The sequence below is a fragment of the Venatorbacter sp. C2-1 genome (assembly GCF_022832715.1).
Lineage (GTDB): Bacteria > Pseudomonadota > Gammaproteobacteria > Pseudomonadales > Oceanobacteraceae > Venatoribacter > Venatoribacter alkanivorans.
This window is the reverse complement of record NZ_CP094879.1, coordinates 1,700,786-1,717,803: the sequence shown is the minus strand read 5'-3', so window position 1 is coordinate 1,717,803 and position 17,018 is coordinate 1,700,786. Positions and strand designations below refer to the sequence as shown.

The window sequence follows — 17,018 nt, the reverse complement described above, 5'->3', positions numbered from 1 at the left end:
TTCGTTTTTGTTCTCCCCCCTTGGCTTTTAACTGCCTGTTCGGCAGCGAACGCCTAACGTACCAGAAACGCCGAATCTGTAAATTTCTGAGCTGCCTGTGCGGCAGCGAACTTATCAACGTAAGCCGGATTCGACACCGGATATTTCTGAGCTGCCTATGCGGCAGCGAACGCCGTGGGCCTTAAACCAGAGGTCTACCAGCTTTTCTGAGCGCCTGTGCGGCAGCGAACAACATCAGGCACTCCTGCGCCTCTTTCATCCGTTTCTGAGCTGCCTATGCGGCAGCGAACAACGCCCGTAACCTGTACCGCGCTTTTATGCTTTTCTGAGCTGCCTATGCGGCAGCGAACAACGCGGTGTATGAAGTGCTGCGTGCGTGCCTTTTCTGAGCTGCCTATGCGGCAGCGAACATAAACCAACGGTTTCTGATCTGAATGTGATTTTTCTGAGCTGCCTATGCGGCTGCGAACATAAACCAACGGTTTCTGATCTGAATGTGATTTTTCTGAGCTGCCTATGCAGCAGCGAACTTTGGTTTGTTAAATATGTTCGTGGTGTTTCTTTTCTGAGCTGCCTGTGCGGCAGCGAACCAGCTGCTGGATGCTGGCGGCAAGGTCGGCAATTTCTGAGCTGCCTGTGCGGCAGCGAACATTGTCCCCATAACCCCGCAAGGGAAAGAGCATTTCTGAGCTGCCTGTGCGGCAGCGAACGTGGCATGAGCCTGTTTTTTAAGGTCTCGGAATTTCTGAGCTGCCTGTGCGGCAGCGAACAGCTACTTATGACGATCGTGAAAATTTCAGATTTTCTGAGCTGCCTGTGCGGCAGCGAACCTGTTTATGATGTCGCGCTGCGACGGTTATCCTTTCTGAGCTGCCTATGCGGCAGCGAACGCGGAAGTTCTTCGGTATTCGTGCATACGCTGTTTCTGAGCTGCCTATGCGGCAGCGAACGCTGGAAATTGAACGGTTTAGCACCGGCAAAATTTCTGAGCTGCCTATGCGGCAGCGAACCTGCTGAACAAGATCACCGAAATGGTGCAGAATTTCTGAGCTGCCTATGCGGCAGCGAACTCAATTTTCGGCCAATGTCATAGTTAGGCTTATTTCTGAGCTGCCTATGCGGCAGCGAACAATGGATCTGGAAGAACAAGCCAGAGCGCTCATTTCTGAGCTGCCTATGCGGCAGCGAACTTCAGAGAGGATCAGCCACAGCAGGTAACGCATTTCTGAGCTGCCTATGCGGCAGCGAACCGCTCTGGGCGGCCAGATATTCGACCCCGAGTTTTCTGAGCTGCCTATGCGGCAGCGAACGGCACTATTACTGTATATAGGGTCAGACGGGTTTTCTGAGCTGCCTATGCGGCAGCGAACGACAGGCTTGCATGGAAGGAGCGCGCCGTTGTTTTCTGAGCTGCCTATGCGGCAGCGAACCGTCATAGTGTTGTGGCCTGTGCCCGCCGGACTTTCTGAGCTGCCTATGCGGCAGCGAACAGGAAGTTCTTGACCGTTTGATGTGCCTCACATTTCTGAGCTGCCTATGCGGCAGCGAACCTGGATGAATCGTGGATACTCAGCCACCTGCATTTCTGAGCTGCCTATGCGGCAGCGAACTGCACATGCCCTGCACGCATCCGGTCCACGATTTTCTGAGCTGCCTATGCGGCAGCGAACTTGTTTTACTCTAAAGACGGTTTGCGGATTAATTTCTGAGCTGCCTATGCGGCAGCGAACTCATCCTGATCAACCATCTGCTTGTACACCGATTTCTGAGCTGCCTATGCGGCAGCGAACAAAGAAAAGATGGAAGCCGAAAAGGACCAGATTTTCTGAGCTGCCTATGCGGCAGCGAACAAAGAAAAGATGGAAGCCGAAAAGGACCAGATTTTCTGAGCTGCCTATGCGGCAGCGAACTAGAGCTTATTCTTTCTAACACCCTGATTGTTAAAGAACTTTACAGAGAAAGCCCGCATCCCCCTTTTTTTGGGGATACGGGTTAACCCTTTGATTTTTAAAGCCAATTAAAAGCCCAAAGAAAAAGGGTCAGAACCACGGTACCGTTGCATGCTGGCTTAACCCGTAACGGTTAAAATCCCCCTGCCCGGGTTTTTCCTGTCGCGGCCCGCGTGCAATAAACAGACAGAACGGCTGAGCCGTGCTGTGGCTGCGTAAATGCACATAGGGTAAATCGGGCTTACGCTCTATGGTGGCAGGAATGGCCTCGGCCGCCTGATCCGCCGTTTCTCCTTTGCGCTTCATACGCCGCCGGCGCAGTCGTTCGGCGCTGGTTTTGAATTGTTTACGCCGGAATACACAGTAAGCAGCATCGTCTGGTACCGGGAGAATCGCGGTCATGCGCACATGGTCGCGCATACCTTTTAACCAGTCTTCCTGCATCAGGCTGAGCAGGCTGCTTTCGCTGCTGTGCAGTCGTAATACATTGCCAATACTGCGCGGATTCTGGCTGTATTGCGGAAAGCTCACACCAATATCGCTGCGTTTTTGTTGCACTAAAGCCAGGTGCAGGCGCCCGTACAGCATTCCCAGTAACTGAGCAGTACTGGTCTCCGGATCTGGCCGCACGCTTACCTCAAGGTAATGTGTTGTCATAGCCTCACCCTGCATCACCAAATACACCGCCACGGATTAATGTCGCGATTACGAAATGTTGCTGCTCCTGCTCCGGTACTTTGTCTTTCAGTACCCAGCCATCCAGCAGGTTATAAAAGTCCATTTTTTCTTTTGGCTGACGATAGGCTTTACCCTGAGTAGTAACAGAACCATAGGGCTCTACGGCAATCGGGCCGTTTTCTGCCGCATCGGGATACCAGGTGTCGATGGTACGCAGTGCGTTGCCAATTTTTTGTGAATGAATGGCTGCAACATTGGCAACCTGATAAAGCGTTTTGCTTTTTTTACTGCTGCCTTTATCCAGAATTAATTCCTGCGATGGAAACACTTCCTGACCTTCGCCAAGTCGTACAAAAGCGGTAATTTGCAGTAACACATGCTCTTTACCCGCTAACCCGGCTTCCATTAGTGTTGCGAGTTCTGACAATTTGTCGGTTTCTTCGGCCGGAGCTTTCAGCGCCATCATAGAATGCGTTAATGCAGCAAAGCTCCACTCAGACACGGCACGGCCACCCTGCAGGCGGGCAACGGTTACTTCAACCTGTTCTGCACCAATGCGGTTACGCCATAAAAAGCGACCGTTGGCCAGGTTGGCTGCGTAACGCTGGGCCAGTTCACCCAGGCCCGCGCTCTGAATATAACCGGCAACGGTGGCCAATAATTTTTCGCGGTAGGCCGATTCATTACAGGCAGACGGTTCGCCCACGCCACTGAGTACGCGCAGTGTAAACTGCACTTTGAGGGTATCGGCATCGGCCGGTAATGCGGCTACATCGACGGTTTGCAGGTTAGGATTTTCAATAGCAGCATCCAGCTTGGCCGGGTCCTGATCTTTCGTTTTTAAGCGATTAGAAATCGTACCCCGTACCGATTTTTCACGGATAGCAACGGGCAGCCAGTCACTGTCGGAACGGTTATCCCATTTGCCGGAAAATAACAACGCATCCGACACATCCAGTTTGCGTTCAAATGCCAGTACAGAAGCGGTTTTCAGTTCATTAGCCATGATAGTTTTCCTTGTTTCGTCACTTAATCGTTCTGGGTTTTAATGAAATTATTGCGGCAACGGTATAAACCGTTTTCGGATTGACTGTCGGCGTACCAGAGCAGCTGTTCGACCGACGTCAGCCGGTGAGGTGCAATCCATTGTCCGATGGAATAAAGGCTTTCAACAAAGCGAAATGGCGTATGCGGATCACGGGTATTGGCTACCTTTCCTGCCGGATATACCTCGCTGAGAGCACCATACCCAACCGGAATTGGCACCAGCCAACCTTGCCCGGTGCGGTCGTTTTTCCATTCGCCCTTTGTTTTTCCTGCTGCGTTTTCTGCTGCGTTTTCTGCTGCGTTTTCTGCTGCGTTTTCTGCTGTATTGCCTGCTGTTTCTTCAGCGCTCTCTTTAACCGGTTGGTAGTGCCAGTTAATGCGCGCTAATGATAACCAGGCATCCAACCGGGTAGCTTGCGATTGCGTACGTTTAAGTTCGGCCAAACGCTGGTCAAGCAGATCGTCACGGGCTACCAGCGTAAAGCCGGGGAGTAATTTACGTGTTAAAGAGGCCAGCTTTGCGGACTCGCCACAGGAAACAGCAAACGGCTGATAACGCTGCAGCCAGGGTTTGGCCGGCAGGTGAACAGTGCCCCCGGCGATACGCATCCGGTTCAGAATGTCTGCAACCTGAGCCGGGTATTCATCCTGCCATTCACCGGTGCCGATATTCACGCCAAACACCAGACTGATGTCCATATGAATCCGGCCTTCTTCAACAATGGCGGCGGTTTTTCCGCTTTTATCCACGGGGTTACGGGTCAGACAAAAGGATTTTACAAAACCACCGTCATTCACCTGTTCCTGATGATCATGACAAACCACACCGACCGCGTTCAGCGGTAATTCCACTCCGGCTTGCTTCAGCTGACGTTCGAGCGCCCACATCAGGCCCAAAAAGGCGGTCATTGACGGAAAACCGTGGGTTAACGGGCTGGAAACTGCATTAGCGTTTTGTACCCGCAAACGGGGAATCACCAGAAAATGGCTGATGTCTGGCAAATTCATGCTACACCTCCTGGTGCACGATGCTGCAGTGACACGGGCCCATCAGCATCAACAATTGCCTGCTTCGCGCAGTATGTGTATTCCGCATCACCAACGGTTGTTAATCCGGTTTTATGCAATTGCGCGTTTAACCAGCTGGCAAAATAACCGGCTATTTCATCCGGCCAGTCGCCCCACTGGTAAGCGGCATTAAATTGTTCGTCTTCGGCCTGATGCTCTTCGCGTGGCAGTAATTCAATGCGTTCAGGATCGAGCCACAAACGCTGACACTGCGGTAAACGGCAATCCGGGTGCTGGCTCCAGCCCGGCTCCTGAGCAAAGCGGATGCTCTCTCCGAATAAAGCCAATTGCTGGCCAAGAGCCTGTGCCAGTGCTTCACGCTTTTCACGGGTTGCTTTAACGGCATCCGGATCAGACAGCAACAGACTGCTCAGCGCTTTCAGCAGCTCAGCAACGTCATCAAAGAAATAAAAAGAATGAAAGACAGAGTCAACGTTAAGCACCTTAATCCGGTCTGAAGTATTCCAGTGTGGTGGCAAAGACGCTAACAGGTAATTAACCCCACCCCGTTCGCTGTTCAGCTGCGAAATATTCTGCGGTTTGGTGCCACCCAGCTTGCGCACAACCAGACCACGATAATCGTGATAACTCCCGTCGTAAGCGCTGTTTTCCCGACGTGCCTGGCGGGCCAGTTTGTTTTCCTCACCAAAGCGTGCCGCCTGAATATCGGCATGTACTTTATGCGCCAGAGCACTGGAAAATAATGGCTGTAACAGTTGGTATTCGGCATTATCGGTCGGCTCTTCGCCAACCAGCCAATACAGCTGTTTGGCCGCCACGTGTGATACGGGCTGGCTTTCTGCGCGGATTAATGATGAGAAGGCCTGCATCCACTCCTGAGCGGTTTCTGCATCGGCTGATAATGCCGCCTGCAAATCGGCGTCAGCTTCCTGCATCCAGTCAAACAGCCGCTTGCCTTCCACTTCGGTTTTCAGAAATTTAAAAACATCCAGCGCGGCGGCATTGCCAACAATATCTTCGGCAAAAGTATCACCCAGCAGGTGGCTGCCGATTTCACGATGCTGAGGAAGATTAATGGGAGCCAGGTGCAGGCTGCTGCCTCTGGCATCCGGGTGGGTGGCTTTGAGTACATGGGTAACCGCCTGAATCTGATTAACACGGCGGGCGGCATCTGCGAGCCAGATGCCATATTCATATTTCGCTGCAATATCGCCATCGTTATCATCGCCCTTCAGTTTGGCATCCCGCCGCCCATCAATAAACGCGGTAATGGCCTGGCGAAAGGCCTGTGCTCTTTCCGTCAATATTTCCATATTGTATGTCCTTTTATCTCTCCGATTTCCTGCTGAATAATCTCACTGTTTACTGCTTATCTCTTTTTCCAAAATCCCAACCAAGAATGCCAGTACCATCCCGGATCATTTTCCAACACTTCGACCGTTGTCATTTTTTCTGCACAACACTCAAACGATATATCCAGCGCTTCGGCCTGTTCACGCACTAAGGTCATTAAATCGAAATTGACCCAGGCGCTGATACCGCGGGCCGGTTCTAACGACAGGTTGTGTCGGTGGCCACTGTCTACCGGTATATACAGGCTTTGCCCACGAGCCGATGAGTTCTTCTCTACGCGGCACAGCAGCAGCTGCTCTTCGTCCTCATCAGGGCGGAATACTAACGTCCGGGTTTTGCCACCGGCGGAATCACGGAAGGGTTGATACTGTGCTAATACGCCGGTCAGCAGGTTGCGCGAATGCGTCCAGCCCGGAGCCGCCTCATCTTGCTCCAGCCACTGAATTTTAGTGTTGCGCCGCGAAACGTTGGCCGGTTTTGGCCGCGGGTACATAGTGGCCGTCATGCGCGCCTGCTCCAGATCAGTCAGGCTGTTTTGCGGTTGCTGCTCTTCGCACGGTCGCGGAAAAATGCGCGGAACGGCGTTTAAGTGCCGGTACTCATCCGTGCTCAGCAGGTCGTGCAGCCAATGGCTGTTCAGACGGAACCGACTACCGGCATCGCCTTTTTCAAAACCCGGTCGCTGGTAAACCGCTGCGTCACCATGAAAACCCGTGAAGTGTTTAACCGGCGCGTCCAGCAGCAACATATTGGCTTGTTGCGGTGCTTTACGGCGGTGCCGCTGCACCCGTCCGGCCAACTGAATTAACGAGCGCATAGACGATGGTTCGGCAATGGCCCAGTCGGCGTCCCAGTCACGCCCGACTTCACACACAGGCGATGCCAGCACCACAAATAACTGCTGCTGCGCAGCGGTATTATCCAGAGCAGTACGGATAAACGGTTGCTGATACACGGCCTGTCCCTGAGGGTCGCGGCGGTTAAATGCGGTATCCAACAGGTTTTCGATGGCCGAGCGTTGCACCAGTGGAAATCGGGAGTGATAAACACAAAGATGAATATGCACATCATCGTTTACTCCCAGAGCATAAAGCGCTCTGGCTACCTGAATAAGCGCTTCAATATTGGCCATCCGCACAATACCAAAACTCACCTGCTTAGCGCCGACAGGGTCGGTTTCAGCATGGTTTTTGTGCAAACGGAGGCAGCCGTCACGAATAATTCCGGCCAGTTCGGAGTACACCGCATCAGGCTGTCGGGCAGTGATATTCATGGCAACGATATCGGCCAGACGACACGGTGTATCTTTGGCTAAATTACTGACACGTTTACGGATGAAGTGCTGGTGGTGTTGTTCAAATACCACCGCATCTGCAGCCTGTTCAACCTGCACGCCAAACTCATCAACCCACAGACAAGGAATATCCGCCACAGCTCCGGCAACAGCGCCATTAACGCCACGGTTATGCAGATAATGCTGACGACCTTCACGGTACGCCATATACATGCCCGCGACTAACGCCGGCGGCAATGTTGCCGAGGATAAAATAACACGGCTGCCCAATAATCCAGCCCAATACACCAGCCGGGTTAATCCGGGCAGATCGTTAAGATCATAATCATCCAGTTCATCCAGAATCAGGTCGCTGCTCATTAAACGCAGCATGGGGGCAATTTGCCGCCCGGCCCGCTGCGACTCGGTGGCCGGCACCATATGATCGACCGTGCACACCAGCATAGGGGCCGATAGCAGTTTACGGATGTCGGCATTGGCTAAGGCTTTTTCCAATAATGGATGATCGGTGGTATTACCTTCGTACAGTACATGGCTGTCTTCTTCGAGTAATTCCTGCACCGAAGCCGAACCACTCTGCTCAGCCTGCTGCTCGTAATAATTAAATAAATCGCGACTGGCTGAACCACCGACCTGAATGGCGAGTTCATCGTCATCCAGATGCAGGTCTTTGCGGTAGCTGCGCCCGGTCTGCAAGGTAAGTGTCCGCAGGCCAAGCGCATAGGTTGCGCGCATACCTTGCTGCGGGTCAGCAAGAGCATAAAGAATGCGGGCATTCGCTAATGTTTTACCGCAACCGGTTGACGCCATATTGATAATAAAAGCACCTTGCTGCCGGGCGCTTTCGCGGATAGCCGTGGCAGCATCAAAGGCTTTATCCTGCCAGGAAAAACGTGGGTTACCGCTGCGTTTTCTTAAGCCCCGGTGATTGGCCAAACGTGGCAAATAACGTTCAAAACCGGGTAATGCATGGGCGATGGATGCGGCCCCCTGTGCAACCCCTAGTAAATGCTCAAGCAAGGATTGATTTACCACCCGCTGACCATTTTTTTTATACGTGGTATTCGCAGCCAGTGTTTGATCAGCCTGTAAAAAAGGTGCTCGCCCGGCAACAGGTTTATCGGCTGCAGTTAAACCCAGACTGGAATAATGATGATCTCCCAACATCAGGCAAAGCCGCGCCAGATGCATTACATAAGGATTATCCAGCCAGTCTTCGCTGTGAGTTTGCTGCAGCGATAAAAAGCGCTTCGCCAGTTTAGCTGCCTGCTTACGCCAGATGGGTGAAACAGCGGGTAAAGCATCGGTTCCGCCCTCGATAGCCCAGTAGGCTTCTTTATGCTTCTGCTCTGCATCCTGTGCCTGTTCGTTCCAGTCGTGAGCAACCTTCGATAACAGTTCCGGAAGTTCATGCAGGGCCGGACGCTCATCCCGGGCACCGAACCACTGTTGTTTACCAGTGCTATCTCTGGCCGGTTTAAGCGGTAGGCGATGGTGAGTAACGACCAGCCAGCCAAGAGCCGCAGCCAATGGTGCCTGAGCATTCAGGCTGCGGAAAGGGTGACGATTCTTTTCCCCGGCATCCAGACCATCGCGCCAGTAGCGGCCAGCGGAAGTCCAGAGTGCATGATCATCGGCGGCTTCATCGGCCAGCCGCTGCAGCCATTGTTCGTCAGTATCGGTGCCGACGAATGCCTGAAATAAACGCAGTGACACCCATTCATGGCGATACAGATTTTTCTCTGTACGCAATCCTTTTAAGCGCTCCTGAAACGCCACACTGGCCTTCCCCAGATCGTGCAGCAGCGCTGCCAACTGCGACAGCACACGAATAATTTCAAGGGTATGCCAGTCATTTTCGTCTTCACGGCGCAATACATTACGCGCCGTAGTATTGGTTGGCGTTGCACCCTCGGCATTGAACTGGCTGGCATCACCGACAATCCACATCAGCTCACTATGGTCTTTGCCGCGAATCCAGTGACAGGCAACCGCTGTATTTTTACGCGCCGTTTTGCGTAAGAGTTTACGTAAGGTATTCAATCCATCCAGCGTAATGGCGGTTTGCCAGGTACGCTCTCCTCTGCGCTCGGCGAACTGGTCGAGAATACGGCGACTTTCTTTTAAAGCATTCTTACTGCACTGGGAGACGAAAAGAACGTTCATGCCACGCCCTTACCCGCAGTGCCGATCGCAACGTTTTTTAAGGTATCAATCATAAAATCAAGAGATTCACTGCGCGCCAATGCTTCAATGCAGTTCTGACGGAATGCCTGTTCATCGTCACCACGCATGGCCGATAAAAACGCCTGCGGCAGAATGCAGGCATCTTTAATTAAATCAGCGGCATCAAATACCAGACCGCCACGCCGGGTTTTACCATGTAATACCGCCAAACCATGCGGTAAACCTAAAACCCAGGTGGCAGTAGCGCCCAGGCCATACGCCAGATAATTGCCGTGATCAAGAAAGCGGTTGGCAGGATCGGTGCCTGCACCTCGTTTGGCGCGGGTAAAATCACCGTAATTGACCGTATCGACTGCCAGTTTAAACAACGCTTTGGTCAGGCGGGCTTCTTCTGTAAGTAAACCAGTTGTGTCCCTCTGCTGCGGTATTCTTTCTTCACTGCCAGCGAGTAACTGGTTGAGCCTTACGGTATCAACGTTAAAGCCCTGATCCTGAAAAGAACGCCTGCACCACTCCTCTTTAAGCCGCCGAAGCCGTGCCAGTTGCATCGTTTTGGCAGCCTGAAGACGCAGCTCATCATCGAACCAGAACCTCACCCAGCCCTGTAAATACTCCGTTGGCCGGTATTCACTCTGAGGGGAAAACCACGCGACTTCGATATCCATTTCATTCGCGCTGAACAGCGGAGTACCGCCACCACCACAAAACCCAACCAGTACACCCGCCTTGGCCAGCTCACGCATCGCTGCCTGGGTAACTGAAGTGCCGGTGCCAAGCAGAATGGTCGTGGTATTGGCAATCGGGATATTCCAGTAGAGAGATTTCTTACCCTGATCGGTGACGTACTCCACACGCCCACCGTTCACCAACACCCGGCAATATTGCAGGTAATAAATATTGGCTCTTTTGGAGTGCAATATGGTTTTCAGATCTGAAGGTGAAAAGTCATCCATAGTCATCTGCCCGCCTCTCTGACGGCCTTTCTTCCCTGTATCACTTGAGCATTCATCGCTTAGCGATGCCTGCTGCGATTAGATGTTGTGACAGATGAAGATACTGACTTATTTATAATCAATCAATGTTCGGCAACGACCAGCCGAGCGCCAGTAGCCGTGGTTAACATTAAGCACCATGCTGATATTTAAACCCCACTTTCCTGCTCAAATGGGGCTTTTTCGCCCCACCCTCTGCAGCCAACGGCAGTTTTTATTCATATTTTTCTGGAACATGGATTGCTACAGAACGAGAGTAATGAACTCTGAGAGATAACGGAATGCCACCTCAAAACAACCAGCAGAAAGCCAAGAAAAAGCAGGCCATACAGAAGAACGTGGCTTCAAAGCATAAATTGTCCAAAACATCGGGTGCAGGAGGCATTAAAAAACAAAAAACTGTTCATCATGGAAAACCGTCATACAGAGCACTGGATGACAACACTCTGACCCTGGTGCAACAAAAACGCGGAGGTTTTTTTGATTTTAAACCGTTGCCGATTAAGAAGAAAAAAATCACTAAAGGGGCATTCCGTTTTGAATCAAACCCTACGGTCCATGGATATAGCTCTGGTTATCATGAGTCGGGGATCACAACAGATACAACCGATCACCTGTGGAACCGGACTCAGCTGGGCAATGGGCTGAGTGCCTTTCCCAGCACGGCTCCAAACCCGTTAAAAGGAGAAAAATTTTACGAATCCAATGTTGATTCAATTCTGAAAGCGGGTGACGGTGCGAGAACGGATACGGCCCAAACGATATTGTCTGTGCCGCAAGTTAATGGTGGCGGGAGCGCCGGGCATTCTGGGTCGAATGTAAAAACCACCAAGCAGAAACAAGCTCACGACCTGTTGCGAAAGACCACCGTCGATATGCTGCGCGACAACGATATGACGCCAGGTGTAGCGTCTGTTACTTTCGGAGCACTGACCGTAGCCAGCATGGCACCCGGAAACCTGGCGTCTCAGGCGGTTGACGCCAAAAAGATTAAGGCCAGTCAGATTAAAGATCATTGGGAGAGTCAACGTGAGGAGGCTAAATCACGGGTAGAACATATGTATCAAACCCTTAGCCCCAAAGAACAAGCCAGGGTCAACCATCATATGAGCAATGTATTCAAGAGTCTGCCCAGCGACCGCCGGTTAGCAAACGGGCGATGCACCTCACCTGTAAGGGATAAAAAACGGGTAGGAACAAACGCTTTGACTGGCGGAGGATATGTTTCCTCATCTAACGATGTATTACCTACGCCAACACATTCCCTGCCGATAAAAGGAAATATGAGCAACGAAGAATATGCGAGAACAGCAACTCTGTATATGACACAGCCTTTCAGAGGGAGAAGGAAATAGAAACAACCGACAGCAGATCAATTTTTTCCTGATGCTGCCGTTACCACAGAAAATACAGATAGAGAGATGCCGAGAATATAAGGCAACTATCTATCCATAAAGACACAGCCTGCCGGTTGCAATTTCGGGTAGTATCGCAGTCAAAGCTCGGTCGCTTTTCCCAGCGTTTTCTGAACCATTGGCAGTTGAGCCAAACGACTATTATCCCCCTCTTCCGCAACCATTTCCTGATTTTTATTTCCCTGCCCTGCAATCTCCTCTTCAATTAACGGCTGCCACCAGTAACTGAAACGTTGTTCGCTGCCGATAATCACACCTTCGCCAATGGTCGGTGTAACCAGCGCAATATTGCGTTGTTCGGCCTGCTGCCGTACCTGTTCCAGCGGGTCGTACCAGGCATGAATAGAAAGGTCGAAGGTGCTGTTATGGATGGGCAGCATCTGTTTACCACGTAAATCGATATGCGCCTGTACACTCTGCTCCGGCATCATATGCACATGTGCCCAGCGCGGGTTGTAGGCACCGTTTTCGATCATGGTTAAATCGAACGGGCCGTAGCGCTCGCCGATACTTTTGAAGCCGTCAAAATAGCCGCCGTCGCCACTGAAAAAATAACGTTTATCGTCGCGGATAATCACCCAGGATGCCCACAGGGTTTCATCACCGTCCAGCACGCCACGGCCGGAAAAATGCTGCGCCGGAGTCGCGGCTAATAAGGTGTCGCCAACCCGGGTTTCCTGCCACCAGTCGTGTTCATGAATACGCTCTTCGCTTACGCCCCAGTCACGCAGATACTGGCCAAGCCCAAGCGGTACATAAAAGCCTTCTGCCCGGTCGGCCAGTGCACGGATGCTGGCTTCATCCAGATGATCGTAATGGTTATGGGAAATTATAATGCCGGTCAGTGCGGGTAATTCGTCCAGCCCAATAGGCGGTTGATGAAAGCGTTTGGGCCCTGCCCACTGCACCGGAGAGGCACGTTCGGAGAATACCGGGTCCAGCAGCCAGAGTTCGCCATTAAGTGCCAGCAGCAGGGTTGAGTGACCGATGCGGTATACGCGATGTTCTCCGGCAGGCAGCTGTTGCAGCTCTTCGGCATTGAATGAGCGCACCGGAATGGCCTGTGAGGGTACCGAGCGCGGATGTTTGCCAGTCGCCATTTCCCAGATAATACCCGCCACCTCTTTCAGCCCCTGCGACGGGCGCGGCACCGGATTCACAAACTGCTTTTCTGCAGGCAGGTATTGTGGTGATTGTTGCAGCCGTTCACTCTGAATGCTGCTCTGCGTACGGTTACTGGCACAGCTGCTCAGCAACACAGGGATCACCACCAATAAAATCAGAACCGTTACCGCTCCGGCTGCCAGAATGGGGTATTTCATGTGTTCCTCCGACCCACCCGGGGCATTTTGATCGCCCTATATTAAGTAACCGATGGTTATTAATAAACCATTTCAGACGACCACTGTGTTCTCTCCAATAAATTAATCGGGGCTCTGTAACGCCTCAGTCTGCTGATGGGCAAAAGCCAAGACATCATCCAGGGGCGGATGATCCCCCTCGTCGCGGCCATAATACGCCCGCCGGATCACGCCATTGGCATCTATAAAGAAGTTCATCGGCATGGTGTGTAATGCACCACTGAAAGCGCTCGGCCAGTATCCTTTTACCATCATGGAATACAGCACGGTCGGCAAGCGCAACAGCATTCCTTTAACCACTCCCAGCCAGGAATATTGCACACCAAAACGACGGTGAATGCGGGCTTTGGCATCCGCCAGAATCTGATAGGCTGAATCGTGGCGTTCTGAATAGGTCCGCAGATCATCCAGCGAGGAATCAAACACGGCCACCACCTGAAAATCCTCTGGCAGTTGCGCTTTCAACTGCAACAGGCGATGTAAGCGTAAATTGCAGAATGGACAAGCAGCAAAGCGGAAGAACACCAGCAAGGCAGGTTTTCCCAGCAACTGCGTGCTGCTGAACACAGTGCCATCCAGCGCCGGTAATTCAAAGGTGGGTATCTTTTGCCCTGGCTGCAATCTGCCCGATACCGGAGGTTCTCCGGCCGGGATATTTTTATTGCCGTCACTGTTATTGTTTTGCGGTTGGGGAGATGCTGGCTGATTCATTACTGTTCCTTTATAGGGCCTGTGCACGCCACGGGTTAAAACTCTCTGCCTGTTGTCGCTGTAGCGGTGCATTTCTTACGATGCTTTTCTGTTACTTCTTTTGATAACCGTAAACGTGCGAAAGAAGTGGCGATCAATATTCTGTTAACACTCCGTAACCGGAACGTAATCTCTTGGTAAAAGCCCGATAAAATGCTCAGCCCAGGGTATGAAAGTGTTAACTGCTAAGCATTATTTCTGTCTTTACCGCCATACACTGTACAACTGTTTAACCGTCAGAGTGTTGTGCTATGAACCATGCTTTTGCCCTTGATGAGCGTGCACCCGGTTACCATGACGACCATACAGCTCAGCCATTACTCCGCGATGTTCTGGCCGATGCGGTAAATAACAGGCTGCTGTTTCCTTCCGCAGCCGATCTGCGCGGCTTCAGCCGCCATCAACATAAAAATCAGCTGCAGTTCAGTGTGCAGACGGCTGCCGGCGCATTTTTTATTAAATGCCAGGAGCTGGCTTATCTGCCGCGCTTTGCTGCTGAACAGGAATGCCTGCTGCGGATGATGGCCACGCAAACCATCGCAGCCTGCGCACCACTGGCACTCGGCTCAGTTAAACAGCCGGATATCCAGCCGATGGCATATCTTATCCTGCAGCATATACCTCTGGCAGTACACGGTGACTGGTTCAGTGCCGGGCAGCAACTGGCGCAGATGCACCACCACACCACAGATAAAGGCTATGGTTTCGAGCGTATGACCTGGTGTGGCGAAACCGCTCAGGACAACCGCTGGCAGGAAAGCTGGCGTGAATTTTTTATCGGCCAGCGTCTGCAGCCCTTACTCACGCAACTGCTTGAACGCGGTATCCGCCTGGCGCACAGTCAGAAAGCCTTACAGCGCGCCAGTGAGATACTGGCCTGCCACCAGCCCGATGCTTCGTTACTGCACGGCGATTTATGGTCGGGTAATATTGGCTTTAATCCGGATAAACAATTGTCTTACCCGGTATTATTTGATCCGGCAAGCTATTACGGCGATGCCGAAACCGATCTGGCGATGACCGAGTTATTCGGCCGCTTCCCGAAAAAATTCTACGACGGTTATGAAAGTATCAATCCGTTATCTGCCAACTATGAAAAACGTCGCCCGGTGTATCAGCTCTATCATCTGTTAAATCATGCTTTGCTGTTTGGTGGAAGCTATATTCCTCAGGCCGAAGCGTTAATGGCAAAGCTCTGATCTCTGCTATAAATGGGCTTAAACCCTAACGCATAAAAAAGCCCGGAAATTCCGGGCTTTTTTATTTCAAGCATTTTTATCTTAAGGATTCAGGCGCTGTTTTTTCCATTCACCGGCTGCCATAGAATATTCCAGCCGGTCATGCAGACGATGCTCACCACCCTGCCAGAATTCCATACGCGCAGGTTTCAGGCGATAGCCACCCCAGTAATCCGGCAGCGGTACGTCCTGCCCGGCGTACTGCTCAGATACCTCAGCAAACTTAGCCTCCAGCGTAGCGCGGTCGGCCAGAGGACGGCTTTGCGCTGACGCCCAGGCACCAAGCTGGCTTTCCCGTGGACGGGAGTGAAAATAGGCTTCAGCCTCGGCACGGCTGATTTTTTCTACCAGGCCCTGAGCCTGAACCTGACGCTCCAGATTGATCCAGAAAAAATGCAGACTGGCGTGAGCGTTATCAGCAAAGTGCTGGCCTTTATTACTGTCGTAATTGGTAAAAAATACGAAGCCATTTTCGTCGTAGGCCTTCAACAGCAGAATACGCTGCCAGGGCTGGCCTGCGGCATCAACCGAAGCAACCGTCATAATGGTTGGCTCCAGTGGGTTAGTGCCACGGTATTGCTCAAACCAGGCATGAAACTGAGTCATAGGGTCGGCCGCTGCCGTTTGTTCGTCTAACCGGCCCTGAGTGTATTGCCGACGGATATCACCTAAATTAACCATTTAACTCTCCTGCCTGTGTTCATAATAACGATGCTGAAAGTCTAACCTTTGCAATCGTTCTGAATATTGATCTGTCGCCCTGAGCGGTTTAAAACGCGAGAAAATCAAACGCACGCAGCAATGCAAACAACAGACAAAACAACGCGGTCTGAGCCAGCTGCCGGTTCAGCTTTATGCCATAACGCCGCCAGATGCGCAGCACCAGCCACAGTGCGGCCGGCAACGCACACCAGACAAAGCTCAGAATATTCGTTGGTAACAAGACAAAGGGCAATAAAATCAGCGCGGCATACACCAACCGGGTGGCACGCTCCCCCAGCCACAGTGCCAGAGTGGTTTTGCCAGCCAGCGCGTCGCTGTCGCGGTCACGCAGATTATTCACCAGCATAATGGCCGCCGTCAGCAAACCCATCTGTACCGCCGCCAGCCACACATCCGGCGGCAATGTCTGGCGCTGCAGATAATAACTGCCGCACACTGCCAGCAAACCGAAAAACAGAAAGACTGTCACCTCCCCCAAGCCATGGGAAGCCAGCGGCACCGGGCCGGCACTGTAAGCCAGTACCCCCAGCACTGAGGCCAGCCCCAGCAAGGCAAAGGGCCAGCCGCCCTGCAATACCAGCCAGCCACCGCTGATAACAGCCAGCAATAAGCTCAGGATCAGCCCGCCCTGCAGCTCACGCACACTGAGCCAGCCCGATTGTGCTGCCCGCGCCGGACCAAGGCGCACGCCGTCATCGATGCCACGCTGAAAATCGAACAGGTCATTGGCAATATTCACCGCCACCTGCAGTGCCAGTGCACACAGCAGAATCACCAGCGCCAGCGACCAGGAAAATCCCCCGGCCGCCGCTGCCATACTCTGGCTGAGTAATACCGGTGCCAGTGCCGCCGGTAAGGTTTTGGGTCGTGCGGCCAGAACCCAGGCCTGTTGTTTGTTCACAAATTGTCCTTATCACTTGCCCTTATACATCGGGCTGTCAGCGGGCAAAGTGCACAGCTGACGCTTTCTTACCCGTCTGCGGCTTGCTTTGGCAGTCAGGA

At 52.3% G+C, this 17,018-nt stretch carries 12 protein-coding genes and 1 CRISPR repeat array; of the genes, 2 read left to right on the top strand and 10 right to left on the bottom strand.

Annotated features, from left to right (window positions below):
* Positions 1 to 261 precede the first annotated feature (261 nt).
* Positions 262 to 1,910: a CRISPR direct-repeat array (repeat unit 28 nt; unit sequence TTTCTGAGCTGCCTATGCGGCAGCGAAC).
* Between the two features lie 129 nt (positions 1,911 to 2,039).
* The 6 genes from cas6f to cas1f are packed head-to-tail and all read right to left on the bottom strand — an operon-like array spanning position 2,040 to position 10,490.
* Positions 2,040 to 2,606, bottom strand: coding sequence for a type I-F CRISPR-associated endoribonuclease Cas6/Csy4 (gene cas6f / locus MT343_RS07620; RefSeq protein ID WP_145470978.1), 567 nt, complete (start codon positions 2,604 to 2,606; stop codon positions 2,040 to 2,042).
* 4 nt (positions 2,607 to 2,610) lie between these two features.
* Positions 2,611 to 3,633, bottom strand: coding sequence for a type I-F CRISPR-associated protein Csy3 (gene csy3, locus MT343_RS07615; protein ID WP_145470977.1), 1,023 nt, complete (start codon positions 3,631 to 3,633; stop codon positions 2,611 to 2,613).
* Between the two features lie 23 nt (positions 3,634 to 3,656).
* Positions 3,657 to 4,682: a type I-F CRISPR-associated protein Csy2 gene (gene csy2 / locus MT343_RS07610; protein WP_243989478.1), complete on the bottom strand. Its 1,026-nt coding sequence runs from the start codon at positions 4,680 to 4,682 to the stop codon at positions 3,657 to 3,659.
* On the bottom strand, positions 4,679 to 6,016 hold the full coding sequence (csy1, locus tag MT343_RS07605; protein ID WP_145470975.1) for a type I-F CRISPR-associated protein Csy1: 1,338 nt from the start codon (positions 6,014 to 6,016) through the stop codon (positions 4,679 to 4,681). The genes csy2 and csy1 overlap by 4 nt, the downstream gene beginning before the upstream one ends.
* Positions 6,017 to 6,072: 56 nt before the next feature.
* Positions 6,073 to 9,516 carry a type I-F CRISPR-associated helicase Cas3f gene (cas3f, locus tag MT343_RS07600; RefSeq protein WP_145470974.1) on the bottom strand — a complete coding sequence of 1,148 codons (3,444 nt, stop codon included), beginning with the start codon at positions 9,514 to 9,516 and terminating at the stop codon, positions 6,073 to 6,075.
* Positions 9,513 to 10,490 carry a type I-F CRISPR-associated endonuclease Cas1f gene (gene cas1f, locus MT343_RS07595; RefSeq protein WP_145471013.1) on the bottom strand — a complete coding sequence of 326 codons (978 nt, stop codon included), beginning with the start codon at positions 10,488 to 10,490 and terminating at the stop codon, positions 9,513 to 9,515. The genes cas3f and cas1f overlap by 4 nt, the downstream gene beginning before the upstream one ends.
* 320 nt (positions 10,491 to 10,810) lie before the next feature.
* Between cas1f and MT343_RS07590 the strand changes: the two genes are divergently transcribed.
* Positions 10,811 to 11,884, top strand: coding sequence for a hypothetical protein (locus MT343_RS07590; protein WP_145470973.1), 1,074 nt, complete (start codon positions 10,811 to 10,813; stop codon positions 11,882 to 11,884).
* Between the two features lie 140 nt (positions 11,885 to 12,024).
* Here MT343_RS07590 and MT343_RS07585 read toward each other — a convergent pair whose 3' ends face one another.
* Both MT343_RS07585 and MT343_RS07580 read right to left on the bottom strand, forming a co-directional pair.
* Positions 12,025 to 13,266, bottom strand: a complete 1,242-nt coding sequence (locus MT343_RS07585; RefSeq protein WP_145470972.1) for an MBL fold metallo-hydrolase — start codon at positions 13,264 to 13,266, stop codon at positions 12,025 to 12,027.
* A 102-nt stretch (positions 13,267 to 13,368) separates the two neighbouring features.
* Positions 13,369 to 14,016, bottom strand: a complete 648-nt coding sequence (locus tag MT343_RS07580; protein WP_186436040.1) for a peroxiredoxin-like family protein — start codon at positions 14,014 to 14,016, stop codon at positions 13,369 to 13,371.
* A 290-nt stretch (positions 14,017 to 14,306) separates the two neighbouring features.
* On the opposite strand from MT343_RS07580, the gene MT343_RS07575 reads away from it, so the two are divergent.
* Positions 14,307 to 15,254 carry a fructosamine kinase family protein gene (locus MT343_RS07575; RefSeq protein WP_145470970.1) on the top strand — a complete coding sequence of 316 codons (948 nt, stop codon included), beginning with the start codon at positions 14,307 to 14,309 and terminating at the stop codon, positions 15,252 to 15,254.
* Between the two features lie 81 nt (positions 15,255 to 15,335).
* Here MT343_RS07575 and pdxH read toward each other — a convergent pair whose 3' ends face one another.
* A complete protein-coding gene (gene pdxH / locus MT343_RS07570) occupies positions 15,336 to 15,974 on the bottom strand; it encodes a pyridoxamine 5'-phosphate oxidase (protein ID WP_145470969.1) in 639 nt (212 codons plus the stop codon).
* Between the two features lie 88 nt (positions 15,975 to 16,062).
* On the bottom strand, positions 16,063 to 16,917 hold the full coding sequence (gene menA, locus MT343_RS07565) for a 1,4-dihydroxy-2-naphthoate octaprenyltransferase (protein WP_145470968.1): 855 nt from the start codon (positions 16,915 to 16,917) through the stop codon (positions 16,063 to 16,065).
* Positions 16,918 to 17,018: the final 101 nt, after the last annotated feature.

Coding starts and splice junctions, on each gene's coding strand:
- cas1f (WP_145471013.1), bottom strand. CDS start 10,490: ATGGATGACTTTTCACCTTCAGATCTGAAAACCATATTGCACTCCAAA.
- csy3 (WP_145470977.1), bottom strand. CDS start 3,633: ATGGCTAATGAACTGAAAACCGCTTCTGTACTGGCATTTGAACGCAAA.
- MT343_RS07585 (WP_145470972.1), bottom strand. CDS start 13,266: ATGAAATACCCCATTCTGGCAGCCGGAGCGGTAACGGTTCTGATTTTA.
- csy2 (WP_243989478.1), bottom strand. CDS start 4,682: ATGAATTTGCCAGACATCAGCCATTTTCTGGTGATTCCCCGTTTGCGG.
- cas3f (WP_145470974.1), bottom strand. CDS start 9,516: ATGAACGTTCTTTTCGTCTCCCAGTGCAGTAAGAATGCTTTAAAAGAA.
- MT343_RS07590 (WP_145470973.1), top strand. CDS start 10,811: ATGCCACCTCAAAACAACCAGCAGAAAGCCAAGAAAAAGCAGGCCATA.
- csy1 (WP_145470975.1), bottom strand. CDS start 6,016: ATGGAAATATTGACGGAAAGAGCACAGGCCTTTCGCCAGGCCATTACC.
- MT343_RS07575 (WP_145470970.1), top strand. CDS start 14,307: ATGAACCATGCTTTTGCCCTTGATGAGCGTGCACCCGGTTACCATGAC.
- pdxH (WP_145470969.1), bottom strand. CDS start 15,974: ATGGTTAATTTAGGTGATATCCGTCGGCAATACACTCAGGGCCGGTTA.
- MT343_RS07580 (WP_186436040.1), bottom strand. CDS start 14,016: ATGAATCAGCCAGCATCTCCCCAACCGCAAAACAATAACAGTGACGGC.
- cas6f (WP_145470978.1), bottom strand. CDS start 2,606: ATGACAACACATTACCTTGAGGTAAGCGTGCGGCCAGATCCGGAGACC.